Origin of the sequence: Microbacterium neungamense, assembly GCF_024971095.1 — a bacterium.
Lineage (GTDB): Bacteria > Actinomycetota > Actinomycetes > Actinomycetales > Microbacteriaceae > Microbacterium > Microbacterium neungamense.
The window spans coordinates 904,367-931,323 of the sequence record NZ_CP069717.1; the positions used below are offsets into that span (position 1 = coordinate 904,367).

26 protein-coding genes, 1 tRNA gene and 3 pseudogenes are annotated in these 26,957 nt (G+C 72.5%); 15 read left to right on the forward strand and 15 right to left on the reverse strand.

Annotated features, from left to right (window positions below):
* Positions 1 to 13: 13 nt before the first annotated feature.
* Positions 14 to 1,336: a bifunctional o-acetylhomoserine/o-acetylserine sulfhydrylase gene (locus JSY13_RS04250; protein WP_259607793.1), complete on the reverse strand. Its 1,323-nt coding sequence runs from the start codon at positions 1,334 to 1,336 to the stop codon at positions 14 to 16.
* Between the two features lie 170 nt (positions 1,337 to 1,506).
* Here JSY13_RS04250 and JSY13_RS04255 point away from each other — a divergent pair, with 170 nt between their 5' ends.
* Genes JSY13_RS04255 through JSY13_RS04265 form a run of 3 tightly spaced genes read left to right on the forward strand, consistent with a single transcriptional unit; the run spans position 1,507 to position 3,490 of the window.
* Positions 1,507 to 2,292 (forward strand): SDR family oxidoreductase, encoded by a 786-nt coding sequence (locus JSY13_RS04255; RefSeq protein ID WP_259607794.1) that lies wholly within the window; start codon positions 1,507 to 1,509, stop codon positions 2,290 to 2,292.
* Entirely contained in the window at positions 2,292 to 2,990 is a 699-nt protein-coding gene (locus JSY13_RS04260) for a uracil-DNA glycosylase (RefSeq protein ID WP_259607795.1), read from the forward strand. Before JSY13_RS04255 ends, JSY13_RS04260 begins: the two co-directional genes overlap by 1 nt.
* 11 nt (positions 2,991 to 3,001) lie before the next feature.
* The gene (locus JSY13_RS04265) at positions 3,002 to 3,490 is read left to right on the forward strand and encodes a GNAT family N-acetyltransferase (RefSeq protein WP_259607796.1); all 489 of its coding nucleotides are present in this window, start codon (positions 3,002 to 3,004) and stop codon (positions 3,488 to 3,490) included.
* 38 nt (positions 3,491 to 3,528) lie between these two features.
* Here the strand turns inward: JSY13_RS04265 and JSY13_RS04270 are convergent, their stop codons facing one another.
* From JSY13_RS04270 to JSY13_RS04315, 8 genes and pseudogenes are all read right to left on the reverse strand, one after another.
* The gene (locus tag JSY13_RS04270; protein WP_259607797.1) at positions 3,529 to 3,978 is read right to left on the reverse strand and encodes a nucleoside deaminase; all 450 of its coding nucleotides are present in this window, start codon (positions 3,976 to 3,978) and stop codon (positions 3,529 to 3,531) included.
* A gap of 230 nt (positions 3,979 to 4,208) precedes the next feature.
* Positions 4,209 to 5,087: pseudogene (locus JSY13_RS12655) on the reverse strand (cytosine permease); the annotation flags it as partial.
* A gap of 203 nt (positions 5,088 to 5,290) precedes the next feature.
* Positions 5,291 to 6,085 carry an ABC transporter ATP-binding protein gene (locus JSY13_RS04290; RefSeq protein ID WP_259607801.1) on the reverse strand — a complete coding sequence of 265 codons (795 nt, stop codon included), beginning with the start codon at positions 6,083 to 6,085 and terminating at the stop codon, positions 5,291 to 5,293.
* The gene (locus JSY13_RS04295) at positions 6,082 to 6,870 is read right to left on the reverse strand and encodes an ATP-binding cassette domain-containing protein (RefSeq protein ID WP_259607802.1); all 789 of its coding nucleotides are present in this window, start codon (positions 6,868 to 6,870) and stop codon (positions 6,082 to 6,084) included. The genes JSY13_RS04290 and JSY13_RS04295 overlap by 4 nt, the downstream gene beginning before the upstream one ends.
* Positions 6,867 to 7,781, reverse strand: a complete 915-nt coding sequence (locus tag JSY13_RS04300) for an ABC transporter permease (RefSeq protein ID WP_259607803.1) — start codon at positions 7,779 to 7,781, stop codon at positions 6,867 to 6,869. The genes JSY13_RS04295 and JSY13_RS04300 overlap by 4 nt, the downstream gene beginning before the upstream one ends.
* A complete protein-coding gene (locus JSY13_RS04305) occupies positions 7,778 to 8,728 on the reverse strand; it encodes an ABC transporter permease (RefSeq protein WP_259607804.1) in 951 nt (316 codons plus the stop codon). Before JSY13_RS04305 ends, JSY13_RS04300 begins: the two co-directional genes overlap by 4 nt.
* 7 nt (positions 8,729 to 8,735) lie before the next feature.
* Entirely contained in the window at positions 8,736 to 10,265 is a 1,530-nt protein-coding gene (locus JSY13_RS04310) for an ABC transporter substrate-binding protein (RefSeq protein WP_259607805.1), read from the reverse strand.
* A 42-nt stretch (positions 10,266 to 10,307) separates the two neighbouring features.
* Positions 10,308 to 11,255 (reverse strand): alpha/beta fold hydrolase, encoded by a 948-nt coding sequence (locus tag JSY13_RS04315; protein WP_259607806.1) that lies wholly within the window; start codon positions 11,253 to 11,255, stop codon positions 10,308 to 10,310.
* Positions 11,256 to 11,422: 167 nt separating this feature from the next.
* Between JSY13_RS04315 and JSY13_RS04320 the strand changes: the two genes are divergently transcribed.
* The 3 genes from JSY13_RS04320 to JSY13_RS04330 are packed head-to-tail and all read left to right on the forward strand — an operon-like array spanning position 11,423 to position 13,151.
* Positions 11,423 to 11,890 carry a carboxymuconolactone decarboxylase family protein gene (locus JSY13_RS04320; RefSeq protein ID WP_259607807.1) on the forward strand — a complete coding sequence of 156 codons (468 nt, stop codon included), beginning with the start codon at positions 11,423 to 11,425 and terminating at the stop codon, positions 11,888 to 11,890.
* Entirely contained in the window at positions 11,887 to 12,636 is a 750-nt protein-coding gene (locus JSY13_RS04325; RefSeq protein WP_259607808.1) for a tyrosine-protein phosphatase, read from the forward strand. Before JSY13_RS04320 ends, JSY13_RS04325 begins: the two co-directional genes overlap by 4 nt.
* 38 nt (positions 12,637 to 12,674) lie before the next feature.
* Positions 12,675 to 13,151: an SIP domain-containing protein gene (locus tag JSY13_RS04330; RefSeq protein ID WP_259607809.1), complete on the forward strand. Its 477-nt coding sequence runs from the start codon at positions 12,675 to 12,677 to the stop codon at positions 13,149 to 13,151.
* Here JSY13_RS04330 and JSY13_RS04335 read toward each other — a convergent pair.
* The 4 genes from JSY13_RS04335 to JSY13_RS04350 form a co-directional block, all read right to left on the reverse strand.
* The gene (locus tag JSY13_RS04335) at positions 13,130 to 13,573 is read right to left on the reverse strand and encodes a Fe-S oxidoreductase (RefSeq protein ID WP_259607810.1); all 444 of its coding nucleotides are present in this window, start codon (positions 13,571 to 13,573) and stop codon (positions 13,130 to 13,132) included. The genes JSY13_RS04330 and JSY13_RS04335 overlap by 22 nt on opposite strands.
* Positions 13,570 to 14,367, reverse strand: a complete 798-nt coding sequence (locus JSY13_RS04340; protein WP_259607811.1) for an arginase family protein — start codon at positions 14,365 to 14,367, stop codon at positions 13,570 to 13,572. The genes JSY13_RS04335 and JSY13_RS04340 overlap by 4 nt, the downstream gene beginning before the upstream one ends.
* Positions 14,368 to 14,419: 52 nt before the next feature.
* Complete coding sequence (locus JSY13_RS04345) at positions 14,420 to 15,160, reverse strand: PspA/IM30 family protein (protein ID WP_259607812.1); 741 nt, start codon at positions 15,158 to 15,160, stop codon at positions 14,420 to 14,422.
* A gap of 64 nt (positions 15,161 to 15,224) precedes the next feature.
* Positions 15,225 to 17,249 (reverse strand): TPM domain-containing protein, encoded by a 2,025-nt coding sequence (locus tag JSY13_RS04350; protein ID WP_259607813.1) that lies wholly within the window; start codon positions 17,247 to 17,249, stop codon positions 15,225 to 15,227.
* Between the two features lie 115 nt (positions 17,250 to 17,364).
* Between JSY13_RS04350 and JSY13_RS04355 the strand changes: the two are divergent.
* The 6 genes and pseudogenes from JSY13_RS04355 to JSY13_RS04380 form a co-directional block, all read left to right on the forward strand.
* A pseudogene (locus tag JSY13_RS04355) lies at positions 17,365 to 18,195 on the forward strand (DUF3097 domain-containing protein); the annotation flags it as partial.
* Between the two features lie 152 nt (positions 18,196 to 18,347).
* The gene (gene trmB, locus JSY13_RS04360) at positions 18,348 to 19,073 is read left to right on the forward strand and encodes a tRNA (guanosine(46)-N7)-methyltransferase TrmB (RefSeq protein WP_259607814.1); all 726 of its coding nucleotides are present in this window, start codon (positions 18,348 to 18,350) and stop codon (positions 19,071 to 19,073) included.
* The gene (locus tag JSY13_RS04365) at positions 19,070 to 19,948 is read left to right on the forward strand and encodes a CPBP family intramembrane glutamic endopeptidase (RefSeq protein ID WP_259607815.1); all 879 of its coding nucleotides are present in this window, start codon (positions 19,070 to 19,072) and stop codon (positions 19,946 to 19,948) included. Before trmB ends, JSY13_RS04365 begins: the two co-directional genes overlap by 4 nt.
* 58 nt (positions 19,949 to 20,006) lie before the next feature.
* Positions 20,007 to 21,305 carry a SufS family cysteine desulfurase gene (locus JSY13_RS04370; protein ID WP_259607816.1) on the forward strand — a complete coding sequence of 433 codons (1,299 nt, stop codon included), beginning with the start codon at positions 20,007 to 20,009 and terminating at the stop codon, positions 21,303 to 21,305.
* The gene (gene sufU, locus JSY13_RS04375; RefSeq protein ID WP_259608126.1) at positions 21,305 to 21,748 is read left to right on the forward strand and encodes a Fe-S cluster assembly sulfur transfer protein SufU; all 444 of its coding nucleotides are present in this window, start codon (positions 21,305 to 21,307) and stop codon (positions 21,746 to 21,748) included. The genes JSY13_RS04370 and sufU overlap by 1 nt, the downstream gene beginning before the upstream one ends.
* Positions 21,749 to 21,798: 50 nt before the next feature.
* Positions 21,799 to 21,871, forward strand: a tRNA-Arg gene (locus JSY13_RS04380).
* A gap of 65 nt (positions 21,872 to 21,936) precedes the next feature.
* On the opposite strand, the gene JSY13_RS04385 is transcribed toward JSY13_RS04380, so the two are convergent.
* On the reverse strand, positions 21,937 to 22,728 hold the full coding sequence (locus tag JSY13_RS04385) for an SGNH/GDSL hydrolase family protein (protein WP_259607817.1): 792 nt from the start codon (positions 22,726 to 22,728) through the stop codon (positions 21,937 to 21,939).
* Positions 22,729 to 22,858: 130 nt separating this feature from the next.
* Positions 22,859 to 23,476: pseudogene (locus JSY13_RS04390) on the reverse strand (carbohydrate ABC transporter permease); the annotation flags it as partial.
* Positions 23,477 to 23,504: 28 nt separating this feature from the next.
* Between JSY13_RS04390 and JSY13_RS04395 the strand changes: the two are divergent.
* From JSY13_RS04395 to JSY13_RS04405, 3 genes are all read left to right on the forward strand, one after another.
* The gene (locus tag JSY13_RS04395) at positions 23,505 to 24,338 is read left to right on the forward strand and encodes an N-acetylglucosamine kinase (RefSeq protein WP_259608127.1); all 834 of its coding nucleotides are present in this window, start codon (positions 23,505 to 23,507) and stop codon (positions 24,336 to 24,338) included.
* Between the two features lie 85 nt (positions 24,339 to 24,423).
* Positions 24,424 to 26,091, forward strand: coding sequence for an arginine--tRNA ligase (argS, locus tag JSY13_RS04400; protein ID WP_259607818.1), 1,668 nt, complete (start codon positions 24,424 to 24,426; stop codon positions 26,089 to 26,091).
* A 1-nt stretch (position 26,092) separates the two neighbouring features.
* Positions 26,093 to 26,857: a DUF2993 domain-containing protein gene (locus tag JSY13_RS04405; RefSeq protein ID WP_259607819.1), complete on the forward strand. Its 765-nt coding sequence runs from the start codon at positions 26,093 to 26,095 to the stop codon at positions 26,855 to 26,857.
* Positions 26,858 to 26,957: the final 100 nt, after the last annotated feature.

Here is a 26,957-nt window from a genome sequence, read left to right on the forward strand (position 1 = left end):
TGCGTCGGTCTCGTCAGGCGCGCGCGGCCTCCGAGACACGGCGCGCGGCGGCGAGGGCGTGGTCGAGGTCGGCCTTGAGATCCTCGACGTTCTCCAGGCCCACCGACAGGCGCACCAGGCCCGGCGTGACGCCGGCCGACAGCTGCTGCTCCGGGGTGAGCTGCGAATGCGTGGTGGACGCCGGGTGGATGACCAGCGAGCGCACGTCGCCGATGTTGGCGAGGTGGCTGAACAGCGACAGGCTGTTCACGAACTCGCGACCCGCCTCCACGCCGCCCTTCAGCTCGAAGGAGAGCACCGCGCCGACGCCCTTGGGGGCGTACTTGTTCGCCGCGGCGTACCACGGGGAGGACGGCAGGCCGGAGTAGTTGACGGTGGCGACGTCGTCGTGGTTCTCCAGCCACTCCGCGATCTCCTGCGCGTTCTGCACGTGACGCTCGACGCGCAGCGACAGGGTCTCCACGCCCTGGATCAGGTTCCACGCGCTCTGCGGGGCGATCGCCGAGCCGAGGTCGCGCAGCAGCTGCACGCGCGCCTTGATGATGTAGGCGAGGCCGTCGCCCACCGCGGCGGTGTAGCTGGCGCCGTGGTAGGACGGGTCCGGCTCGGTGAGGCCGGGGAAGCGGTCGACGTGCTGCGACCACGGGAACGTGCCGCCGTCGATGATGGCGCCGCCGATGGTGGTGCCGTGGCCGCCGAGGAACTTGGTCACCGAGTGCACCACGATGTCCGCGCCGTGCTCGAACGGACGGATCAGGTATGGGGTGGCGATGGTGTTGTCGACGATGAGCGGCAGACCGTTCTCGTGCGCGATGTCGGCGACGGTGCGGATGTCGAGGACGTTGATCTTCGGGTTGCCGATGGTCTCCGCGAAGAGCAGCTTCGTGTTCGGGCGGACGGCGGCGCGCCACTGCTCCGGGTCGTCCTGGTTCTCCACGAAGGTGACCTCGACGCCGAGCTTGGCGAGGGTGTACTTGAACAGGTTGTAGGTGCCGCCGTAGATCGAGCTCGACGAGACGATGTGGTCACCGGCCTCCGCGATGTTCAGCACGGCGAAGGTGGCCGCCGCCTGCCCGCTGGAGAGGACGAGGGCGCCGGTGCCGCCCTCCAGGGCTGCCAGGCGCTGCTCGAGCACGTCCTGGGTCGGGTTCTGGATGCGGGTGTAGATGTTGCCGAACTCCGCCAGGGCGAACAGGTTCGCCGCGTGGTCCGCGTTGTCGAAGACGTACGAGGTGGTCTGGTAGATCGGCGTGGCGCGCGACTTCGTGACGGGGTCGGGCGCAGCGCCGGCGTGGATCTGCTTGGTCTCGAAGCGCCAGGTCTCGGCTGCGGACATGAGGTTCTCCCGGTTTCAGAGGCCGCCGGCGGCGGTGGATGGGCGAGGCGGATGCCTTGCAGCGAGAGTAGGGAACCGGCCGGTTCGTCAACAAGCCACGGGAAATGTGACGTAACACGCTCTCCGGGAGGTCTCCGGACCCGTCCGCGGAAACATCGTACGGTGGAGGCATGGTGAACAGACGTGCCGTGGTGACGGGAGCGAGTTCAGGGATCGGCGAGGCGACCGTGCGCGCGCTGCGCGGGCGTGGCTGGGACGTCGTCGGCGTGGCCCGCCGCGAGGACCGGCTCGCCGCGCTGGCCGCGGAGACCGGGGCGAGTGCGATCGCGTGCGATCTGACCGACGGGGACGCCGTCGCCGCGATGGTGTCGGAGCTGGAGTCCACCGGCCCGCTGCACGCCCTGGTGCAGGTCGCCGGAGGGGCCCGCGGCACCGAGAGCGTGGAGGAGGGCGCGATCGAGGACTGGCAGTGGATGTTCGACGCGAACGTCCTGGCCAGCAAGCGCCTCGTCTCCGGCCTGTTGCCGCTGCTGCGCCGCGCGGCGGCGGACGACGGGCACGCGGACACCGTGTTCGTCACCTCGACCGCGGCGCAGGTCGCCTATCCCGGCGGTGCGGGGTACAACGCCGCCAAGGCCGCGCAGTCCATGCTCGTCAAGGTGCTCCGGCAGGAGCTGAACGGCGAGCCGATCCGCGTCGCCGAGATCGCCCCGGGAATGGTGCACACCGAGGAGTTCACGCTGAACCGGCTCCGCGGCGACCGGGTGGCCGCGGAGTCGGTGTACGCCGGGGTGGAGGAGCCGCTGCTCGCCGAGGACGTCGCCGACCTCATCGCCTACGCACTGAGCGCCCCGCGCCGTGTGAACCTCGATCTGGTCACGATGCGCCCGGTCGCCCAGTCGGCCCACCACCTGCTCGCCCGCGGACCGCTGCGCCCCCGCGGATACGACGACTGATGCCGCGGACCCTCGCGCAGCTCGCCGAGGACGGGCTGCTCGACCCGGGCTGGGCGCAGGCGCTGGCCCCGGTGCAGCCGCTGATCGCCGAGCTCGGTGATCGCCTGCGTGCGGAGCAGGCCGCCGGCCGCGGCTACCTGCCTGCCGGCGCCCACGTGCTGCGCGCCTTCCAGCGCCCGCTGTCCGAGGTGCGGGTGCTCATCACCGGGCAGGACCCGTACCCGACGCCGGGGCATCCGATCGGCCTGTCCTTCGCCGTCGACCGCGAGGTGCGGCCGCTGCCGCGGAGCCTGGCGAACATCTACCGGGAACGGGAGAGCGATCTCGGCATCCCGCCCGCCCCGCACGGCGACCTCAGCGCGTGGAGCGATCAGGGGGTGCTGCTGCTGAACCGGGTGCTCACCGTGCGCCCGGGCGCGCCGGCCTCGCACCGCGGCTGGGGCTGGGAGAAGGTGACCGAGCGGGCGATCCGCGCGCTCGTGGCCCGCGACCAGCCGCTCGTGGCGGTGCTGTGGGGCAGGGATGCGGCGGGACTGAAGCCGCTGCTGGGCGGGACGCCCGTGATCGAGTCCGCGCATCCGTCGCCGTTGTCGGCGAGCCGGGGGTTCTTCGGCTCTCGCCCGTTCTCGCGATCCAACGCGCTGCTGGAGGGCCTCGGCGCGGCGCCGATCGACTGGCGGGTCGGGGGAGAGGCGTGAGGATCAGGGACGTGACGGATGCGGATCTGTCCGCGATCCGCGACATCTACAACCACTACGTGCGCTCCTCGGTGGTGACCTTCGACGAGGAGGAGTCCACCGTCGAGTCCTGGACCGCGAAGCGGGTGCTGCTGGCCGCCCGCGGACTGCCGTTCCTCGTCGCCGAGGAGGACGACCGGGTGCTCGGCTACGCCCTCGCGCAGCCGTGGTCGGCGAAATCGGCCTACCGCTACACCGTGGAGAACTCGATCTACCTCGCCCCCGACGCCGCCGGGCGGGGGCTCGGCCGCAGGCTGCTCGCGGACTTCCTGGACGCCTGCCGCGCGGCGGGACTGCGCCAGGTGATCGCGGTGATCGCGGACGAGGGGGCGGAGGCTTCGATCGCCCTGCACCGGAAGGCCGGATTCGCGGATGCCGGAGCGCTGCGCGGCGTCGGCGTGAAGTTCGGCCGTGACCTCGGCGTGGTGTTCCTGCAGTTGTCGCTGGACGCGCCGGGCTGAGACCGGGGCGCCGCACGCGGATGCGGCGCCCCGGTCGGTCACCCCGCCGAGAACCGGCTCCACAGGTCGGGGTGCGCGGCGCGGAACCTGCTGACCAGGTCGATGCAGTCGGCGTCGTCGAGGACGGTCACGTCCAGACCCTCCGCGCGCAGCATCCCGACCGCGCCCGCGAAGTGATGGACCTCGCCGACGATCACGGAGCGGATGCCGGTGATCACAGCGGCGCCCGCGCACATCGCGCACGGCCCCTCGGTGGCCACCAGCACGGCGCCCGCCGGCACCCGGCCGAACCGCGCCACGGCGTCCCGGATCGCCTCGGTCTCGGCGTGCGCGAGCAGGTCGCCGTTCTGCACCTGCCGGTTGCGGCCCCTCGCGACCACCTCGCCGTCCACGAGCAGCGCCGCGCCGAAGGGCATCCCGCCCTCCGCGACGCCGTCCACGGCCTCCTGCAGCGCCGCGGCGATCCCGGTCGTGCGCTCAGAGGGCATCCGTCGCCGCCTTCCCCTTGTCCTTCGCGAGCATCCAGTGGAACAGCAGTCCGAACGCGCAGCCGAAGAACCAGGAGAACGGTGCGAGCGCGCTCAGCGCAGGCACCTGCGCGATGATCGTCGTCAGTCCGCCGGCCAGCACGAGCGCGGCGATCGCCCGCGGGTTGAAACCGCGGCGGTACCAGTACCGGCCGCGCGGGCGCCACGTCCATCGCCCCGGAGACGAAGTTCGCCACGATGTTGGTCGCGATCGTGGCGGTCATGAAGGTCAGGGCGCCGAGGAGCACCGCGGTGGTGTTGTCGATGCGGGCGACCAGCTCGACCGGGTCGGTGATGAGCTCGCCGAACACGGCCAGGCCGCCGGAGGTCGTGATCACCGTGGCGACGGCGAACAGCATGAAGTTCACCGGCAGACCGAGGAAGTTGCCGCGGCGCATGGCGGAGGGTGAGCGCATGAACCGGGAGAAATCGGCGAAGTTCAGCGTCGTGCCCGCGAACCAGGCCACGGTGAGGGCCACCGCGGTCAGCCACATGCCGACGGCGGCGCCGCCGGAGAGATCCTTCGAGCCGAGCGTGAAGCTGATCGCGCTGGGGCCTCCGGCCCTCACGACGATCCAGATCGCCAGCGCGAACATGACCACGTAGATCACCGGTCCCGCCCAGTCGGTGAACCGGCGGATCGCCTCCCAGCCGTAGAAGAACACCAGCAGCTGGGCGAGCCACATGAAGCCGAAGCAGGCCCAGCCCAGCGTGGACAGACCGAGGATCGAGTTCTCGGCGAGCGGCGTGAGGTCGGGGAAGAAGCGGAGCACCACCACGACCAGGGCCGTGGAGGACACCCAGGTCTGGATGCCGTACCAGGCCGTCGCGGTCGTCGCCTTGATCATGCTCGGGATGTTCGCCCCGTATATGCCGAACGCCGGACGGCACAGCGCGGCGAACGCGATCCCGTACTTCTGGCCGCCGCGGCCGGCGAGGTTGGTGAGGAAGTAGATCAGCGTGATGCCCACCAGCAGAGCGGTGAACACCTGCCAGCCGGCCAGGCCCAGGGTGAACAGCCCGGCGGCGAAGACGTACCCGGCCACGGAGTGGACGTTCGACATCCACATCGCGAACAGGTTGTACACGCCCCAGGTGCGCTGGCGGACCGGGGCGATGTCGGGATGCTCAGGCAGCGGTCAGGGGCGACCGCTGCGGGCTGTGCGCACGCCGGGAACCGTTTCGTATGGTGAAACGGATGTTTCGCGTGCGTTGGCTCGAATGGTATACCGTTCCGTGGGCCGACGGAAGCGGTCGCGTGCGCGTGTCCGGTTCAGGGCAACGGGCGGTCGATGACCGGAATGGCCGCCAGCAGCGCCCTGGTGTAGTCCTCGCGTGGATGCTGCAGCACGGCATCCGTCCCGCCGCGCTCCACGATCCGGCCGTCCTTCATCACCGCGACGGTGTCGCACAGGTTCTGCACCAGGCCGATGTCGTGCGAGACGAGCACGAGGGTGAGGCCCTCCTGCGCTCGCAGCTGCGCCAGCAGCGCGAGGATCTGCGCCCGCACCGTGACGTCGAGCGCGGACAGGGGCTCGTCGCCGACGAGGATGCGCGGGCGGTGCACGATGGCGCGGGCGAGGGCGATCCGCTGCCGCTGCCCGCCGGAGAACTCGTGCGGATGCCGATCGGCCGCCTCCGGCTCCAGGCCGACCTGCGTCAGCACCTCCTGGACGCGTGCGCGATGATCGCCGGGGATGCCGAGCGCCCACAGCGGCTCGGCGACGATCCGGCCCGCGGGCATCCGGGGATCGAGCGACGCGTACGGGTCCTGGAACACCAGGCCGGTCTGCCGGCGGAGCCAGTGCAGGGAGCGGGCCGGCGCCGCGGCATCCACCTCCCGTCCGTCCACCCGCACCCGCCCGGAGGTGGGGCGGTCCAGACCGAGCAGCAGGCGCACCAGGGTGGACTTGCCCGAGCCGGACTCGCCGATCAGGCCGAGCGCCTCGCCCTCGGCGATCGCCAGGTCGGTGGGATGCAGCGCGACGGTGCGCCGGCGCTTCTCGAACAGGGTGCGCCGGGGGAGCGGGAACGTACGGCTGAGGCCCTCGGCCGTGATCAGGCTCATCCGTCGCCTCCCGGCCGCCACAGCGTGGCCGTCGCGTCGCGCAGCAGCGCCTGCGTGATCGGGGAGGCAGGGGCGCTCAGCAGGGTGGACACCGGTGCCGCCTCCACGACGCGGCCGCGCTCCAGCACCACCCCGAACGTGGCGACCTGGGAGAGCACGGCGAGGTCGTGCGTGATGAACACCAGCGACATGCCCTCGTCCTCGACGAGCGACAGCAGCAGCCGCAGCACCTCCGCCTGGATGGTGACGTCGAGCGCGGTGGTCGGCTCGTCGGCGATGAGCAGACGGGGGCGGCAGGCCAGCGCCATCGCGATCGCCACGCGCTGCCGCTGACCGCCGGACAGCTGATGCGGATAGCGGTCCACGATCCGCTCCGGATCGGGCAGCCGCACCCGCGCCGCCTCGGCGATCGCCCGGGTACGCGCCTCGCGCCGCCCCAGGCCCTCGTGGATCCGCACCGACTCGGCGATCTGGCGTCCCACCGTGCGGATCGGGTTCAGCGCGGTGCGCGGCTCCTGGAACACCATTCCGATCTCGTCGCCGCGCAGCGCCGCCAGCTCGCGGTCGGGCATCCCGATCAGCTCGGTGCCGTCCCAGCGGATGCTGCCCCGCGCCCGCATCCCGTCCGGCAGCAGCCCGAGGACCGCGAGAGCGGTGACCGACTTGCCCGACCCGGACTCGCCGATGAGCCCGAGGCGCTGCCCGTCGGGGACCTCGAAGGACACCCCGTCGACGACCCGGCGCCCGCCCACCTCGACGACGAGATCCTGCACCTGCAGCGTCACGCGACCACCTCCGGGATGTGGACCTCCGCCGCGCGGCGGGTCAGCGTGGGATCGGTCGCGTCCCGGAGCGCGTCGCCGAGGAGGTTCAGCGCGAGGACGGTGAGCGTGATGGCCAGGCCCGGCCAGACCACGGTGAGCGGATGCACGCCGATGTACCGCTGCAGATCCGCCAGCAGCACGCCCCACGACGACTCGGCCACCGAGGCCCCGAAGCCGAGGTAGGACAGCCCGGCCTCGGCGAGCACCGCCACCGCCATCGACCAGGACAGCTGCACGATGAAGACCGGGGCGATGTTCGGCAGCAGATGCCGGACCAGGTTCTGCCCGGCGGTGAGCCCGCTGGCGCGGCCGGCGAGCACGAAGTCGCTCCGCTGCACCCGGCGCAGCTCGGGGCGCGTCACCCGGGCGACGTTCACGCCGAAGCCGATGCCGACGGCGGCCACGACGACCCAGAGCGATCCGCCCCACACGGCCGCGATCATCATGGCGATCATCAGCACCGGGAAGGCGATCAGGATGTCGACCAGCACGGCGACCGTCTCCCGCAGCCAGCGCGCGGTGAGCGCCCCCAGGGCCGCCAGCAGCACGCCGACCAGCGTGGCGACCAGCCCGGCGCCGACGCTGACGAACACCGTCGTCCGTGCGCCGGCCATGACCAGGCTGAGGATGTCGCGGCCGGTGCCGTCGGTGCCGAGCAGGTGCGGCCACCCGGGCGGCGCCCAGCGGCCGCGCACGTCGCCGATCATCGGGTCGAACGGGGTCCACGCCGTCGACGTGATCGCGGTGAGGACGATGAGGGCGGTGACGACGAGGCCGAACCGGCCGGTGCCCGACGACCACAGCCGGTGCAGCCAGGTGCCGTTCCCATGCGCGGCCCGGGAGCGGGAGTCCTGCGACGGGGCCGACCTCATTCCGCCTCCCTCTGCCGCGGATCGATGGCGTGGTGGACGAGATCCACCACGAACCCGATCACCAGCACGATGCCGGTGAGCACGAGCAGCTCGCTCTGCACCTTGACGAGATCGCGCGTGCCGACGTCGGCGACCAGCATCCGTCCGATGCCCGGCAGCGTGAACAGCTGCTCGATGACGACGGAGCCGACGATGATCCCGGCGACCTGCAGGCCGAGCACCGTGACGATCGAGAGCCCGACCGCCGGGATCCCGTGCCGGATCAGCGCCTGGCGGCGGGTGAGTCCCTTGGCCGCCGCAGTGCGCACGAAGTCCTGCCCCGCCGCCTGCAGCGTGGCGCTGCGAACGAACCGCATCAGCATCGCCCCCTCCACGAGTCCGATGGTCAGCGCGGGCAGCAGCAGCGCCTCGAACGCCCGCCACGGCGTGGCCCACCCGGTGCGCGGGAAGCCCTGCGCGGGCAGCCAGCCCAGCCAGTGCGCGAACACGACCACGAGCATCATCCCGGCCCACACGACAGGCACCGCGGCGACCGCCTGGGCGGCCACGCTCATCCCGGTGCCGGCCGCGCGGCCGCGGAGGACGCCGGCGAGCACCCCGAACGGCACGGCCACCAGCAGGGCGATCGTGAGCGCCATCATGCCGAGCGGCACCGTGACCCGCGACTTCTCCAGCAGCTCGTCGCCGACGGATGCCCCGCTGAGCTGCGAGGTGCCGAGGTCGCCGCGCAGGACGCCGCCGATCCAGTCCAGGTACTGCACCGGGATGGGGCGGTTCAGCCCGAGCGCCTCGCGCAGCGCCGCCACCTGCTCGCGGCTCGCCTGGGTGCCGGCGATGAGCTGGGCGACGTCGCCGGGGAGCACCCGGAGCGTGAGGAAGATCAGCACGCTCGACACGAGGAGCCCTGCGATCAGCAGGACCCCCCGGGTCAGCGCGTACCGCAGCACGGGCTGCTCAGTCGGCCGCTCGGGTGACGCCGGCGAGGTCGATGCGGGAGTTGATCGAGTCCTGCGGGAACCCGGAAACGATCGGGCGCACCGCGGTCAGCGTGGCCCCGTTGTACAGCCAGTCGGCGGCGTGATCCTCGGAGACGATCCGGGCGGCCTCGGCGAGCAGCTCGGCGGAGGCGTCGGCGTCGAGCTCGGTCAGCGCCTCCCGGTACAGCCGCTGCACCTCGGGGTTGTCGTATCCGAAGTAGTAGTCCGGGTTCGCGAAGTTCCCGAAGTCGCGCGGCTCGACGTGCAGCACGAAGCTCAGGTCGTAGTCGTGGTTCGTGTACACCTTCTCCAGCCATGCGGGGAACTCGACTCGGTCGACCTCGAGGGTGACGCCGACCTTCGCGAAGTCGGAGATGAGCACCTGGGCGACCGTGGTGCCGTAGAACGAGGGGATGGTGAGGGTGAGGTCGAGCTCTTCGTGGCCGGCCTCGGCGAGCAGCTCCTCGGCGCGCTCCGGGTCGTACGGCGCCACGTCGGACAGGTCCTGGTAGCCGGGGTCGAGCTCCGGGATCGGGCCGTACAGCGTCTCGCCGGCGCCGACCGCCTCCACCAGCGCCTCATGATCGATCGCCAGGCGCAGGGCCTCGCGTACGCGCGCGTCGTCCAGCGGGGCCCGCTTGTTGTTGAACGCCAGGGTGGCCTTGTCGGTGGTGCGCCCGGTGGTGATCTCGAACTCCCCGGACTCCTCCAGCTGGGAGACGAGATTCGGGTCGACGGCGGTGAGCACGTCCAGCGTGCCGTCCAGCGCCGCGTTCACGCCCGCCGTGAAGTCGGGGATGTACTGGAAGACGACCTCGGCGACGCCGGCCTTCTCTCCCCAGTACTCCTCGTACCGCGTGAACGTGATGCTGCTGCCCTTGCTCCACCGCTCCAGCGTGAACGGGCCGGTGCCGTTCTCCGCGGTCTTCAGATCGGTCGTGTCGCCCGACCGGAACACCAGCCCGGCCGGCCCGGTGAGGGCGAACAGGAAGTTCTGGTTGGGTTCGGCGAGCGTGATCTGCACGGTCTGCGGGTCGGGAGCGGTCACCGCCGTCACGCCGGCGAAGTCCGCGTGGCCCTGCACCGTGGCATCCGTCCGCACCGTCTCGTACGACGCGACCACGTCCGCGGCCGTGAGCGCGTCGCCGCTGTGGAAGGTGACGCCCTCGTGCAGGGTGAACGTGTAGGTGAGCCCGTCCGGCGAGATCTCGTAGTCGCTGGCCAGGCGGGGCTCGATCTCGTTCTCCTCGGTGCGGGTGACCAGACCCTCGTAGATGTTGTCGACGAGGACCTGCTCCAGCGCGGCGCCGCTGGTGTGCCGGATGTCGAGGTTGGTCGGCTCCAGCACCAGGCCGACGGTCAGCGTCGCGTCCGGGTCGGGCTCGCCGGCCGGGGTCGGCGCCGGGGCGGACGACCCGGTGCAGGCGCTGAGGGCGAGGGCGCCGGCGGCGACGGTCGCGAGCAGGGCGATGCGGGCGGAGCGCCGGGAGGCGGGGATGCGGAACATGCGGGGCGTCCTCTCTGCCGGCCTCGGGCGGCCGGATGCGGGTCAGCGGGCGGGGCGCCCGAGGGCGTCGGAGACGAGGGAGGCCAGAGCCGCGGGTGCGGTCTCCTGGACGTTGTGGCGGGCCTCGACGGTGATGACGGACGCCGCCGGCACGCGCCGGGTGAACTCGTCCACGTCGGCGTCCTGGAGGAAGCCGTCGGCGCCGCGGACCAGCGTGATCGGCGCGGTCACGGCGGCCAGGTCCGCCCATCCTTCCGAGCCGTGCTCGGCGTCCTCGGGCACGGTGCGGTCGGGCTCGGTGCGGTCGGCCACGGTGCGCTCGAACGTGGACAGGGCGTGGCCGACGATGTGCGCGAAGTGGTGCTTCCATTCGATGCGGCCGTCCGGGCGCTCGCGGGTGTTCAGGAAGACGCCGCGCTCGGTGTCGGCGCGGCTGCCGCCGAAGCCGAACGCCTGTGCCCGGTCGACCGCCTCCTCGCGGGAGGCGAAGTCGGTGGCGCCGGTGTAGAAGTCGCGGAGCACCGCGGGGGCGGCCTCGGTGTCCAGCCCCGGCGTGATGTCGACGACGACGAGGCTGCGCACGAGCTGCGGATGCCGCGCGGCGACCGCCGCCCCGGTGAGCCCCCCGAGGGACTGCCCGACGAGCACCTGGGGCCGGTCCGTCCACTCCTCGAGGGCCAGGGCGACGTCGGCGGCGAGGGTGCGCGGGGAGTAGTCCCGGTCCTCGCGCCAGGACGAGTCGCCGTGCCCGGCGAGATCGATCGCGAGCGCGGGGCGGCCGAGCAGCAGGAGCGTCGTGTCCCAGGTGTGCGCGTTCAGACCGGCGCCGTGCAGGAAGGTCGCCTCGGGCGTGCCGGCGCCGTACCGCAGCGCGCTGAGCGTGCGGCCGTCCGGGAGGGTGAGCGCGAGGCGCTCCACGGCGGGGGCGGCCACGCCCAGGGCGCGGGCCTGCCCGGGCAGGTAGCGGAACTCGCTGAGGTCGGTGGACACGGCCTTATTCTGCTCCCGCCAGGACGAGGGGAGGAAACGCGAGCGCATTTCGTTACGTCATCTTCCGCTATGTTGCGCATTATGGCTGTTGTTGCGAGGGTTGGTTGGATATTCTGCATCCGGCTGTCCCGTGCGCAGAGTCGACGGGCTCGCCTAGGCTGGGAGTCATGACCGAGAAGCGCGTGCACCTGTCCAAGACCGAGCCTGCCGCATATCAGGCGCTCGACGCCTTCTCGAAGACCGTGAGTGACATCTGCAAGGCGAACGGCATCAGCGACCGACTCAAGGAGCTGGTGATGATGCACTGCTCGCAGCTGAACGGATGCGCGTACTGCACGCGCGTGCACCTCGACCGCGCGCTGGCCGCAGGCATCGACGTCGACACCCTCACCCAGATCCCCACCTGGCGGGAGAGCCACGTCTTCGACGAGCGCGAGCGGGCGGCGCTGGAGCTGGCGGAGGCGTTCACCTTCATCGCCGAGGACGGCATCCCGGACGACGTCTACGACCGCGTCGGCAGCGTGTTCACCGAGAAGGAGTACGCGGCGCTGAGCTGGGCGTGCGTGTCGATCAACGCGTTCAACCGCATCGTCATCGCCGGGCGCTACCCGGTGCCGCGCAGGCAGGAGCAGTGACCGTCCTCGACATCCCCGGCGTCCACAACATCCGCGACGTCGGCGGCATCCCCGCGGGCGCCTCGCGCATCCGGGAGGGCGTGCTGTACCGCTCCGGGCAGCTCGCCAGGCTCACCCCCGAGGGGAGCGCGCTGCTCTCCCGGCGGGTGCGCCGGGTGATCGACCTGCGGGACGACGCGGAGGTGGCGGCCGAGCCGTCGGCGCTCACCGGGCTGCCGGTCACCCGCATCCCGCTCTTCCTGGGATCGGTGAGCTCGTTCTTCACCGAGGACATGAGCCTGGCGGACATGTACCGCCACCTCGTCGAGGACGCCGCGCCGCGGCTCGTCGAGGCGATCCGGGTGCTCGCCGAGGGCGAGCCGACGCTGGTGCACTGCACCGTCGGCAAGGACCGCACCGGGGTCACCGTGGCCCTGGCGCTGTCCGCGGTCGGCGCCGACCGTGACGCCGTCGTGGCGGACTACGCCCTCACGGCATCGCTGCTGCCGGAGACGCGCACCCGCGCCGTGATCGAGTACCTGAAGGCACACATGCCGGATGCCCGGCATGCGATCGACCTGGCCACGGCGTCGCCCGCGCCGGTGATGCGGGAGCTGCTCGAGGAGATCGACCGGCGGCACGGCTCGGTCGCCGGGTACCTCCGCGCGGGCGGGATGTCGCAGGGGGAGCTCGATCGGCTGCGCGCGGCCCTGGTCGAGGAGGCGCGGGCTGGAGGGCGTCCTCGAGGAGGCCGCGGCTTCGAGTAGGTAAGGCAACCCTTCCTCGGTGTTAGACTGACAGCATCATGACCACCGCCGACATCCGCACGACCGTTCGCGCCGCCCGTCGCGCATCCCGCGGCCCGCGCGTGCAGCACCTCATCACGGCCGACGAGCACTCGCTCGCCGAGCTGGAGGCGCTGCTGGCCACGCTGCCGCTGTGCGCCGTCGGGCGGGTGTTCATCGAGGTCCCCGACGTGGAGGACATCAGCGTCGTCACGGCCCCGTCGCGGATGACCGTGACCTGGCTGCCGCGTGCCCGCCGCTCCGGCGCTCCCGGCACCGGACGCCGCTGTGCGCAGGGCCAGGCCGTCGCCCGCGCCGCCACGGCATGGGCCGACGAGATGCTCTGCGAGGACGGCGACTCCGGCCTGCGCACCGAGGTGACGCTGCTGGGCGGCTACCTCGGCACCATGGACATCCTGGAGCACCTCACCGAGGTCATCGGCGTGGACGCCGCGGCGATCCACGTGCCGGAGCGCTACGGCCTGCGCACCCGCTGACGCCGCAGGTACCCGCCGTCCTCCAGGCCCGCTTCGATCTCGAACCGGTTGCGCAGCGGGTCCCGCCCGGCGAGCAGGTACAGCACCGGCATGAGGAACCCGTACCGCAGCCACTGCCTCTTGTGCACGGCCTCGTGCCGCAGCACCGCGTCGCCCGGCACGGCGTCCCCGGTCAGGTAGCACCCGCCGACGCACACGCCGCCGCGCGCGAACGTCCACCGCGGCATCCCGCGGAAGACCCAGAGCCCGCTGCGGCGCTCCACGGGGCCGGTGCTCCACAGCGCGCCCCAGAGCCAGCCGACCGCGGTGCCCCACGCGAAGCCGAGACGGCTCAGCGGGGAGCGCAGCAGGAACGCCGGGAGCCTCCGGTCGAACCGCCTCCCGCGCTCGAGGATGCGGGCCCGTTCGGCGGGTGTCGTCATGCCACCGCGCCGATCAGGCGCAGCACGGCGCCGAGATCCTGCACGGCATCGGCCGGCGTGCGCGGTGCGAACCCGGCGATCGTCGCGCCGGTGAGCGGAAGGCGCTCCCGCAGTCGGCGGATGCTCGCGGCGAGCTCGGCCGCGTCCACGCCGAACGGGGCGGGCGCGGACACGCCGCCGAGATCGGCGGGGTCGAGCACGTCGACGTCGATGTGCACCCACACGTGCGAGGCGCCGGTGGCGTGCACGGCCTCCGCGAGGGCGTCCGGGTCGGACAGGTCGCCCCTGCCGAGCGCGGAGATGCCGTCCAGCCGTTCCGCCTCGCCGACGTCGATCGCCCGAGCGCCCACGGTGACGACCCGCTCGCGCGGGATGCCGGGGGAGAGCGCCAGGCGCGGCTCGCCATCGCCGAGCACCGCGCTCAGCGCCATGCCGGAGAACGCCCCGGACCGGGAGGTGTCCGGCACGTGCAGATCGGGGTGGGCGTCGCACCACACCACGGCGAGGTCGGTGGTGTCGACGGCCGACAGCGCCGCCGGTGTCACGCTGCAGTCGCCGCCGACGACGACCGTGCCGCCGGTGTACGCCTCACGGACGAGCTCGCGGATGCGCAGCAGCGAGCTCAGCCGCCGGACGCCGGTGCCCAGCGACTCGCCCGCCTCGAGCGGGATGTCGAGGGTGACGGTGTCCTTGCGGGGCAGATCGCCGGCGATCGCGGTGGCGCCGTCGGTCAGCAGCATCGCGCGAGCGGCAGGGGAGCCCTGCCACTGCGGGACGATGAGGAATCGGGTCATCGTGCTCTCCGAGGTGGGGTGGATGCCGCGGGCGCGGCATCCACCCTCGTCCTCACTCGGCCTCGAGCGCGGCCTGCGGCCGGCCGCCGGCCTTGAGCTCGGCGAGGCGGGCCTCCACCTCGGTGAGCTCGCCGAGGTCCTCGAGGCTCTCGAACTGGGCGTCCAGCGAGGACGCGGCGATCTCCGCCTTGCCGGCGGCGAGGGCCTCCTGACGGCGGATCTTGTCCTCGAAGCGGCCCAGCTCGCTGGTCGGGTCGAGCACGTTGATGGACGAGACGGCGTCCTGCACCTTCGTCTGCGCCTCGGCGACCTTCGCACGGGCGAGGAGCTCGCTGCGCTTGGACTTCAGCTGCTCCAGCTTCTCCTTCATGCCGTTCAGCCCGCTCTTGAGCTTGTCGACGATCTCCGTCTGCGCGGCGATCTGCGGCTCGGCGGCACGGGCCTCGCGCTCCGAGCCGATCTGCCGCTGCAGCGCGATCTTCGCCAGGCTGTCGAACTTGTCGGCATCCGCGGTGTTGCCGGCGGCGCGCAGCTCGTCGGCCTTGCGGCTGGCTGCCAGGGCCTTGTTACCCCACTCCTTCGCCGCCTGCACGTCCTCCTCGTGGTCGCGCTCGAGCAGACGGAGGTTGCCGATCGTCTCGGCGATCGCGGACTCGGCGTCGGCGATGTTGTTCGTGTAGTCGCGGACGAGCTGGTCGAGCATCTTCTGCGGGTCCTCGGCGGAGTCGAGGAGGGCGTTGATGTTCGCGCGGACGAGCGTGGAGATGCGCCCGAAGATGGACTGCTTGGTCATGCGTTGTTCCTTTCAGAGGGACGGATTCGAGTGTCTGTCGACTCGGGCCGGCGGTCGGGATGGTTCAGAAGCGTCCACCTCCCGAACGGCCGCTGCGCCCGATCGAGCGCCCGCCGCCGCCGAAGCCGGAGCTGCGGAAGCCGCCGCCGCTGGATCGCCAGCCCCCGCGGCGGGATGCGCCGCCCCCTCCACCGCCGGCGAGGAGGCCTCCGATGATGCCGCCGAGGATGTCACCGGCGAGTCCGGAGTCGTTCGGACGGTAGCCGCCGCCCCCGAACAGCCCGCCGTCCGGCTCGTACGGGTGCGGCGCGTACGCGCTCATGTCCGCCTGCGCGGACGCGGCGGCCTGCCGGACGAGGTCGAGCGCGCGTCCGGCGGTGCTCAGGGCGGCGTCGGGGTCGGCGGTGCGCAGTCCCAGCGCCTGCCCGAGCGCGGCCTCCGCCTCGGCGAGGCGGGTGCGGGCGGTGGGGCCGACGGTGCCGCGGCGCGTCTCGATGTACTGGCGGGCGGCCCGGATCTCGGACTCGGCCTGGGCGAGCGTCTGCTCCAGCATCCGCTGCACCCGCCGGGCGCGCTCGACCCGCTCCGCTCCCGCGGCGATGGCCGCGTCGATCTGCGCGTTCGCGGCGGTGAGCGCCTCGAGCACGCGCTGCGGGTTGCGGTTCTGGCCGGACAGCGCGGCCTGGGCCTGCTGCAGCTGGGCGGTCGTGGCCGCCACGGCGGAGGCGACGGAGCCGTCGGCGTCGGGCAGTTGCCGCGCGGCGGCCACGTCGGCCTGCAGCTCGGCGATGAGCGTCTGCGCCTGGTCCTCCAGCGTGCCCAGCTCGCGTCCCAGGTCGGTGATCGCGTGCACCAGCTGCGCCGCCTGGGCGACCGACTGCTCGGCGGCGCGGATGGCGAACGCGGCGGTGCCGGATGCGCCCTGCGCGATCGCCTCGGCAGCCGCGGCGATCGACCGGTCGGCGAGGGCGGCGCGCTCGCGCGCCTGCGCCGGGTTGTCCGCGACGGTGCTCAGCGCGGCGGGGTCGTAAGCGGCGGCGAGGCTCGCGAACGCCGGGTCGGCGCCGGCCAGGATCGGCTCGAGCTCGGCGCGCTGGGCGCGGACGCGCTCCAGCTCCTGCGGGGCGTTCTGCTCCAGGCGGCGCAGCGCGTCGAAGGCCTCGGTGTTCTCGTCCAGGATGTCGTCGATCTCGTCGCACAGCCGGATGATGCGGATGTGCCATGCCCGGCGGTCGTGGACGGAGTCCTCGACCTCGTCGTCGAGCTTCTGCTTCAGGTCGAACGCCTCCGACATCTTCGCCTTGGCGGCGTCGACGGCGCGGGTGAACTCCTCGGTGGCGGCGTCGCCGAACTGGGCGATCGCGAAGCCCAGCTCCTCCCGGCTGGACGTGATGGCGTCGTCGGCGCGGACCAGCGCCGATCCCGCCTGCGCCTCGACCTGCTCGTCGGTCAGCGTGGAGAAGGGGTCGTTCGGGTCGGGTGTCTCCGGCATCGCGCCGCGACGGCGGATCTCCGCGTTCCGGCACGCCCGGATGACCAGCCGGACCACCAGCCAGGCCAGGAAGGCGAGGACCGCGATGCCGGCGACGATCAGCACCGCGCGCAGCATGCCGGCGCCGCCGTCGCCCTGGATCTCGTCCGCGGCCAGGACGATCGCGCCGTCCCAGTCGTTCTGCGACAGCAGCGGCTGGATGCGCTCCTCGACGGCGTCCAGCCTGCTGTCGCTGAGCGGCCCGCCCGCGGCCGCGGAGATGTAGTAGTTGCGCTCCTCCACGGCTATCGCCAGCAGATACTGGTCGGGCCCGAGGCCGTTGCGCTCGGCGACGGTGTCGGCCCACGCGACGCGGTCGGGCGGCGAGGTGAAGCCGTCGACCAGCACCACGAACAGGTCGGCGGTGGAGTTCTCGCTGAGCTCCTGCAGGCGCGCCTCGACGCGCTCCTGCTCACTCGGGCTGAGTACGTCGGCCTCGTCGGTGACATAGCCCGGGTCGAGGGTGACCGGGTCAGCGGCGGAGGCGGCGAGGGGCGAGACGAGGCCGGCGGCCACGGCAGCGACGAGTGCGACCAGCGCCAGCCACCGTGTCCTCATCGCGATCCCTCCGGCAGCCGTGCCCCCATGGCATGAGTCTATGCAAACCCACAGGCACGCGACAGGCTGGCCGGACGGCCGTTCGCCATCAGCGGAGGCGCATACCCTGGAGAGCATGGACGACAGGTACGGGACCGACGTGCTCGCCCCCGGCTGGAAGGAGCGCGGCTTCACGCGGGCCGTCGACGTTCCCGCCGAGAAGGACCTCGTCGTCGAGGTCGCCGCGGACGGCTACTGCGGGGCGGTCACGCGCGTCGAGGCGGGCATGGTCGAGCTCGAGGACTGGAAGGGCCGGCGCCGCAGCTTCCCGCTCGGCGGCGGCTACCTGATCGACGGGAAGCCGGTGCGGCTCGTGCATCCGGTCGCGAAACCGCAGGGCCGGAAGCGCACCGCCTCGGGCTCCTTCGCCGTCGACGACGACCGCGCGCGGGTGGCGCTGCCCAGCCGCATCCTCGTGGAGGGCCGCCACGACGCCGAGCTCGTGGAGAAGGTGTGGGGCGACGACCTGCGGGTGGAGGGCGTCGTCGTGGAGTACCTGCAGGGCATCGACCTGCTCGACGGACTGCTGGCCGAGGCGCCTCCGAGCGAGACGCGGCGGTACGGGGTGCTCGTCGACCACCTCGTGCCCGGGTCGAAGGAGTCGCGCATCGCGGAGCAGATCCTGCGCGGCCCGCACGGCGCGCACCTGAAGATCGTCGGGCACCCGTACGTGGACGTGTGGCAGTGCGTCACGCCGGCGGCGCTCGGCATCCGGGCCTGGCCCGAGGTCCCGCGCGGCACGGACTGGAAGACCGGCGTGTGCCGGGCGTTCGGCTGGCCCGTCGAGTCACAGGCCGACATCGCGCACGCCTGGAAGCGCATCCTGTCGCGCGTGCGCACGTACCGCGATCTGGAGCCGGCGCTCCTGGGCCGCGTCGAGGAGCTCATCGACTTCGTCACCGCCCCTCAACCGGTCGTTGAGCGAGCACCGGCGCAGCCGGAGCGAGACGAAACGCGTCTTTTCGCGAAGGTGTCGGGGCGTGGTGCGTTTCGTCTCCGTCGCCCTGCGGGCGTCGTCGCTCAACGACCGGGAGGGGAGCGAGCGAATACGCTGGAGGGATGCCAGAACCGCGCACCTTCCGCGACGAGCCCGTGTCCTTCGTGCGCCGCAGCGGCCGGATGTCGGAGGCGCAGGAGCGGGCCTTCCGGGACCTCTCGCCGTTCTACCTCCTCGACGTCCCGCGCGACACGGCCTGGACGTCCGTGCATCCGGAGGCACGGCTCGACCCGGCATCCGCGTACGGCCGCGTCGCCCCGCTGATCGTCGAGATCGGCTCCGGGCAGGGGCACGCGATCGTCTCCGCCGCCGCCTCCCGCCCGGATGACGACTTCCTGGCCGTCGAGGTGTTCCGCGCCGGGCTGGCGCGCACCATGCGCGACGCCGACCGCGCCGGCGTGCGCAATCTCCGCCTCGCCGAGGCGAACGCCCCCGAGGTCCTCTCCACGTACCTGCCGGAGGCCGCGGCATCCGAGGTCTGGATCTTCTTCCCCGACCCGTGGCACAAGAAGCGGCACACCAAGCGCCGGCTGGTCCGTCCCGGGTTCCCGGCGACGGCCGCGCGCGCCCTCCGCGACGGCGGGACGCTGCGCCTGGCCACCGACTGGGAGGGCTACGCGCTGCAGATGCGGGAGGTGCTCGACGAGGCCCCCGAGTTCGAGCGCGCGTTCGACGGGGACTGGGCGGAGCGCTTCGACGGCCGCGTGATGACCGCGTTCGAGCGGAAGGGCATCGCGAAGGGCAGGGACATCCGCGACCTCGCCTACCGCCGGGTGCCGCGGACGTGAGCCACGCCGCCCGGCTCGCCCTCGCGCCCGCCGCCGCCGTGTGCGCGGCGGCTCCGGCCTTCTTCGTGCTCGGCTGGACGTGGGCGGGCTGGGTCCTGCTCGCCGCCGGCGTCGGCGCCGCCGCGATGATCGAGCGACGGATGCCGGTGACGGCGGCCGCTGCCGCAGCGCGACGGGACGACCGGGGCGAGCGGCCCACGAGCGGTGGGCGGCGGCATCCGTCCCTCAGCCGGGATCTCTCGCTGATCGGGCTCGGAATGCTGATCGTGCACTCGATCCCGCTCGCCGCGGAGCTCGACGACGCGGCGATGCTGCGGTTCACGGCGGCACTCGGGGGAGCGGTGCTGGTGCCGTACGTCATCTCGCGGTATGTGTTCCGCGACCGCGCGATCTCGTTCCCGTGGCGGAGCGGCCGCCGCTGGGGCCGGCTGCAGTGGAGCTGGCTGGTCGCGGTGCTGGTGCTGGGCTGGCTGATCCTGCCGTTCTACTTCATCACCAGCGGCGTGTACCGCAACTGGCCGGTGGTCGACACGCCCGAGCTGATCGCCCGGCTGTTCGTCGGCGTGGGCGCGGTCGGGATCTGGGACGAGCTGTTCTTCATCTGCACCGTGTTCGCCCTGCTGCGCCGTCATCTGCCCGACCACCTGGCGAACGTGCTGCAGGCTGTCGTGTTCGTGTCGTTCCTGTGGGAGCTCGGCTACCGCGCCTGGGGGCCGGTGCTGACCATCCCGTTCGCGCTGCTGCAGGGCGTCATCTTCCTGCGCACGCACTCCCTCGGCTACGTCGTGACCGTGCACCTGCTGTTCGACGCCGTCGTGTTCGCGGTGCTCGTGCACGCCCACAACCCCGGACTGCTGCCGATCTTCCTGCTCTGACATCCTTCCCTGGGAGTCCGGCCACCCGGGGCCGCCGCAGGAGTGGGAAGCTGGAAGGGTGCATGACCCGATCACGACCGCCACGACGCTCGGCGACGCCGAGGTGCTGCGCCTGCGCGCGGACTTCCCGATCCTGCAGAGCGAGGTGAACGGGCATCCGCTCGTCTACCTGGATTCCGGGGCGACCTCGCAGCGGCCGCTCGCGGTGCTGGACGCCGAGCGCACCTTCGCCACGACGCTGAACGCCGCCGTGCACCGCGGCGCCCACACGCTCGCGGCGGAGGCCACCGAGGTGTTCGAGGATGCCAGGGCGACGCTCGCCCGGTTCATCGGCGCGGACGAGGACGAGGTCGTGTGGACCTCCAACGCCACCGAGGCCGTCAACCTGGTGGCGTACTCGCTGTCGAACGCGTCCTCGGGCCGCGGCGGAAGCGAGGCCGACCGGCTGCGGCTCGGCCGGGGCGACGAGATCCTCGTCACCGAGATGGAGCACCACGCCAACCTCATCCCGTGGCAGGAGCTGGCCCACCGCACCGGCGCGGGACTGCGGGTGATCCCGCTCGACGACGACGGCGCGCTGCGCATGGACGAGGCGCGACGCCTGATCGGCACGCACACGCGCATCGTCGCCGTCACCCACGTGTCGAACGTGCTCGGGGTGGTGAACCCGATCGAGGAGATCGTCACGGCGGCGCGGGAGGTGGGCGCGCTGGTGCTGCTGGACGCCTGCCAGTCGGCCCCGCACCTGCCGCTGGACGTGCACGCGCTGGACGTCGACTTCGCCGTGCTGTCCGGGCACAAGATGCTCGGCCCCACCGGCATCGGCGCGCTCTACGGCCGTCGCGAGCTGCTGGAGATCATGCCGCCGTTCCTCACCGGCGGATCGATGATCACGACCGTGACGACGATGTCCGCCGAGTACCTGCCGCCGCCGCAGCGCTTCGAGGCGGGGACGCAGCGGGTGTCCCAGGCGGTCGCGCTCGCCGCGGCGGTCCGCTATCTCGAAGGCGTCGGCATGGCGCGGATCGCGGCCCACGAGGCGGAGCTGGGCGCCCGCCTGGTCGACGGGCTCGCGGCGATCGACGGCGTGCGGGTGCTCGGCGCCGGGATCGACCGTCCGCGGGTGGGTCTGGCGAGCTTCGACGTCGCCGGCGTTCACGCACACGACGTGGGGCAGTACCTCGACGACGCCGGCATCGCGGTGCGCGTCGGCCACCACTGCGCCCAGCCGCTGCATCGCCGCCTGGGCATCACCGCCTCCACGCGGGCGAGCGCCTATCTCTACACGACCCGCGACGAGGTGGAGGCCGTGATCGACGGCGTCGCCGCCGCGATCCGCTTCTTCCGGAGGGCATGATGACCTCGTCCGACCTGCAGGGGCTCTACCAGGAGCTCATCCTCGACCACTCGCGCACGCCGCACGGATACGGGCTCCGTGGGGAGGTGGCGGCACAGTCGCATCAGGTCAACCCGACCTGCGGTGACGAGATCACCCTTCAGGTGCACCGCGCCGGGGACGGCACGATCGAGGCGGTGGCATGGGAGGGGCACGGATGCGCGATCTCGCAGGCGTCCGCCTCGCTCCTCGCCGAGCTCGCGGAGGGGATGCCGGTGGCGGAGCTGGCGCGCCGGATCGACGTGTTCCGCGAGGCGATGCGCTCGCGCGGTCGCGTCGAGCCGGACCCCGACCTGCTCGGTGACGCCGCGGCCCTGGGCGGGGTGTCGAAGTACGTCGCCCGCGTCAAGTGCGCCATGCTCGCCTGGGTCGCCGCCGAGGATGCGCTGCGGAAGCTGGACTGACGTCGGGCGGACAAGGACGCCCCTCCGGAACTGATAAGCTCGTCCGGTACGCCTCCGTAGCTCAGCGGATAGAGCGCCGGTTTCCGGTACCGTAGGTCGCAGGTTCGATTCCTGTCGGGGGCACGAACGAGAGAAGGCCGCCCCGAGGGCGGCCTTCTCTCGTTCTCAGGCCTCTGACGCCGTCCCCGCTACTTCGCCGGCTCCGGATCCGCCTCGTCCGCGGCCGTCACCGCCGCCGCGCGCAGGTCCTCGAGCGCTGCGGCGACCTTCTCCGCGAGGAACGCGTGCCCGGCATCCGAGGGGTGCTGGCGGCCGATGCCGACGTCGATGACGTCGAGGTAGTTCGCGTCGGTGATCCACTCCTCCTGCACGGGGGAGATGTACCACCAGCCCCGCGCGGCGGCCAGAGCGGCCAGCTCCCGGTCGATCCGCGCGGTCGCCACGCCCACGGGCAGTTCGTGCGGCGCCGGGCCGAGGACGACGATCGCCGCCTCCGGGTAGGTCCGCGCCAGGGCGTCCCACGCGGCGTTCACCGCGGCGGCGTAGCCGGTGAGATCCTCGCGGCGGTCGTTGATGGAGCCCTGCACGATCACGAGATCGGGGTCGAGTTCCGGCTCGAGCGCGGCGATGCGCTCGCCGAAGGTCGGCAGCCCTGGTCGCAGATACCCGCTGCCGCTCACTCCGCGGACGATCGTCTCGCCGTCCAGCAGCTCGGCCAGCCGGTACGCGTAGCCGCCCTCGGGCACGGTCGCGGCCGCGCCGAACGTCCACGAGTCGCCGAACACCAGCACCGTCGGATGCTCGGGCAGCTCAAGCGGGGCGGGCGGCGGGACGGCGGCGTCCGCCGCGGCGATGGGAGGCGTCTCGACGGGCGGCGTCCAGGGCCGCCAGACGCCCAGGACGACCCCGACGAGGACGGCCGCGGCACCCACGGCGGCCAGCACCGTGCGGCGCCGTCGGGTACGGGCGCGCAGCTTCATGGGATGAGAGTAGGCGACGTTCGCCGGAATGCGAATTCGGACACGGATGCCGCGATCGCGGATGCCCCGACGGAACCGGATCGCCCCTCCGGCCCGAGGGCGCGGAGGGGCGATCCGAACGGTTCGCGTGTCACTTCAGGGTGCCCTGCGACACGGAGCCCTGCAGCTGCCGCTGGAAGAAGACGTACACCAGCAGCACCGGCGCGATCGTGATGAACACCGCGGCGAACAGCGCGCCCTGGTCGACCTCGTAGCCTGCGGCGGAGGCGAAGGCGGCCATGCCCTGGGAGAGCACGTACTGCCCCTGGTCGGTGTTCAGCGCGACCGGCAGCAGGAACTGGTTCCACAGCCCGAGGAAGTTCAGGATCGCCACGGCCGCGAGCCCGGGCTTGGCCATCGGCAGCATCACCTGGAAGAACGTGCGCCACTCGCTGGCGCCGTCCACGTAGGCCGCCTCCTGGATCTCGTACGGCAGGGACTTGAAGAACGAGAACAGGAAGAACACCGTGAACGGCAGCGCGAACGCGACGTAGGTGATGATCAGACCCGGCAGCGTGTTCAGCAGCCCCATGCCCTGCAGGATGAAGAACAGCGGGACGATCGCGAGGAACACCGGAAGGGTGAGCCCGGCGAGCATCAGGTAGTAGATCGCCCGGCTGCCCGGGATCGAGAACCTCGCGAGCACGTAGGCGCACATCGAGCCGAGCAGCATCACCAGCAGCAGCGCGACGCCGACGACGATGACGGCCGGCCCCGAGCGCGCCGCCGACGGCGTCATGACGGCGATCGAGGGCGCCCTCGCCGGCACCGGTCTCGCGCTTGCGGACGTCGCGGTGATCACCGCGGCGATGGCCGGGCAGCGCACGTCGGGCGACGACGACTGGCTGCGGCGACGGCTCGCGCAGCACGGGTTCGCGGGACGGCTCACCTTCGAGTCCGACCTGCTCGCCACCTACTTCAGCGGCACCGCGGCACCCTTCGGCTACGCGCTGGTGTCCGGCACCGGCGCCTGCGTCATCCGCGTCTCGGCGGGGGTCATCGAGGCCACCGGCGACGGCCTGGGCTGGCTGCTCGGCGACCGGGGGAGCGGCTTCTGGATCGGCCACCGCGTCGCCAAGGCCGTGGTCGGCGATCTGGACGGCACCGGCCCCGCCACCGGGATGACTCCGCGCGTGATCGCCCACCTCGGCGTGCACACCGGCGGGCCGGGCGCCGAGGGGCGGTCGCAGGCGCTGATCGGTGTCGTCGGCGCCCTCTACGCGCGCCCGCCGATCGAGCTGGCCGGCCTCGCCCCGATCGCGTTCGCGGATGCCGGCGACCCGGTCGCCGCCGGCATCCTGCGCCGCGCCGGCGAAGAGCTCGCCGACACGCTCTCGGCGGTGCTCTCCGGTCCCGGGCCGCTCGTGCTCGGCGGCAGCGTACTGTCGCGATCGGGGCCGGTGCGCGACGCGTTCCTGCACCGGCTCGGGACGGTCGCGGACCGGCTCGAGCCGCGGCCGGTGGCCGACGGCGCCGTGGGCGCCGGGCAGCTCGCGCTGCGGGCGGCCGGCGTGGTGCCCACGGAGGAGACGCTCCTGGCGCTCACCGCCTCCCTCGCACGCTTCCGCTGACCCGCCGCCGCGGCGCCGGCGGGAAGGCCGGTGCCGGCGGGAGCCCGCGGATGCCCGGGTCCCGGGCATCTAGACTGGGACACCTATGAGCCCCGAATCCCTCGCCGCCGCCGTCCTCGCCGTCCTCACCCCGATCGCGGCGGAGCTGCGACCGGACGAGGACCTCGGGCTCTCGGCATCCGATGTCGTGCTCGACCGCCCGCGAAACCGCGAGCACGGGGACTGGGCGACGAACGTCGCGATGCGGCTCGCGAAGCGCCTGGGCACCAGCCCCCGGGAGCTCGCCCAGCGCGTCGCGGACGGCCTCGCCGCGACCGACGGCATTGCCGGCGTCGAGGTCGCCGGCCCCGGGTTCATCAACATCCGCCTGGACGCGGCCGCCGCCGGCGCGCTGGCGAAGACGATCGTCGACGCCGGGGCGGAGTACGGCCGCAACGACACCCAGGCCGGCCGGTCCATCAACATCGAGTTCGTCAGCGCCAACCCCACCGGTCCGCTGCACATCGGCCACACCCGCTGGGCGGCGCTCGGCGACGCCATCGCACGGCTGCTGGCCGCCTCCGGCGCTACCGTTGCGAGGGAGTTCTACATCAACGACGCCGGGGCGCAGATGGAGCGGTTCGCAGCATCCATCGTGGCGGCGGCCAAGGGGCAGCCGACCCCCGAGGGCGGGTACACCGGCAGCTACATCGCCGACCTCGCCCAGCGCGTCCTGGCCGCCCGTCCCGACTTCCTCGACCTTCCCGATGACGAGCAGCGGCTCGTCGCCCGCGAGCTCGGCTACGAGTACCAGCTCGCCGAGCAGAAGGACTCGCTGTCGAAGTTCAACGTCGAGTTCGACGTCTGGTTCTCCGAGCGCACGCTGCACGCCCCCGCCGCGGACGGCGGCCCGAGCCTGGTGGACCGGGCGGTGGACCGCCTGCGCGAGCAGGGGCACGTCTTCGACCGGGACGACGCCGTGTGGGTGCGCACCACCGATTTCGGCGACGACAAGGACCGGGTGATCCGCCGCTCGAACGGCGAGTACACCTACTTCGCCGCGGACGCGGCCTATTACCTGAACAAGGGCGACCGCGGCTTCGAGCACAAGATCTACCTGCTCGGCGCCGACCACCACGGCTACGTGCACCGGCTCAAGGCGCTCGCCGGCGCGGCCGGGGACGACCCGGACAAGGACATCGAGGTGCTCATCGGGCAGCTGGTCTCCGTCGGCGGAGCCCGGCTCAGCAAGCGCGCCGGCAACATCATCGAGATGGACGATCTGCGCGAATGGCTCGGCACTGACGCGCTGCGGTACTCGCTGGAGCGCTACCCGGCCGATTCGCCCCTGGCGCTCGATCCCGAGCTGCTGCAGAAGCGCACCAACGACAACCCCGTCTTTTACGTGCAGTACGCGCACGCGCGCACGCACAACGTCGCCCGCAACGCCGCGGACTCCGGGGTTGACCGATCCGAGTTCGCCCCCGACCTGCTCACGCACGAGACCGAGTCGGCGCTGCTGGGCGCGCTGCAGGAGTTCCCGCGGATCGTCGGCTTCGCGGCCGAGGTCCGCGAGCCGCACCGCGTGGCCCGCTACCTGGAGGAGCTCGCCGGGCTCTACCACCGCTGGTACGACAACTGCCGGATCATCCCGCAGGGCGACGACCCGGTCGAGGCGGTGCACCGCACCCGGCTGTGGCTGAACGACGCCACCGGGCAGGTGCTGCGCAACGGGCTGTCGCTGCTCGGCGTGTCCGCCCCGGAGCGGATGTGACGTGACCGCCGGAGGGCGCGCGTCGCGGCGGCATCGCCGCTGGCCGGTCGTGCTGGTCGTGCTCGTGCTGCTGGCGGCGGCCCTCGCCGTGGCGGCCGAGCTGGTGGCGCGCGCCGTGCTGCCGGGGGTGGTCCGCTCCCTGGTCGTCGAGCAGCTGGACCTGCCGGCCGATCAGCAGCTCGACGTCGAAGCCTCCGGCATCCTGCTGCCGCAGCTGATCGCCGGGCGACTCGACCGGCTGCGCCTCTCCTCCGAGCGGGTGACCCTCGAGGGCGTCACCGGGGCCGCGGACGTCACCGCGCAGGGCGTACCGCTCCGCGGCGGCGACATCGGTGCGGCGCACGGCACGGTCCGCATCGACCAGGCGCAGCTCGTCGCGCTGCTGTCGCGCTCCGATCTGCCCGTCACCGATGTGACTCTCGAGGAGCCGAACGTCACCGCGAGCGGCGCGATCACGGTGTTCGGCGCCGACATCCCGGTGAGTGTGACGGCCACGCCCGGCGCGGATGCGGGGGAGCTGGTGCTCACACCCGTATCGGTGTCGGTCGGCGGGAGCGTGATCGACCTCGCCGGGCTCTCCGGACGGCTCGGCGACGTCGGAGAGCGCCTGTCCGCCCCGCAGCAGGTGTGCATCGCCGACCGGCTCCCCGCCGGGCTGATCCTGACCGGCCTGCGGATCGAGGGTGAGAGCGCCGTTGCCGAGATCGACATCGACGGCCGGATCGCGACGGACCCGGCCCTCCTCGACCCCGGCACCTGCCCCTGACCCTCCCTCCCCCTGACCCTCCCTCCCCCTGACCCTCCTTCCCCCCGACCCTCCTTGCCCCCTGACTCCTTTCTTCGGGTTTGGGGCGGATTCTCACGAT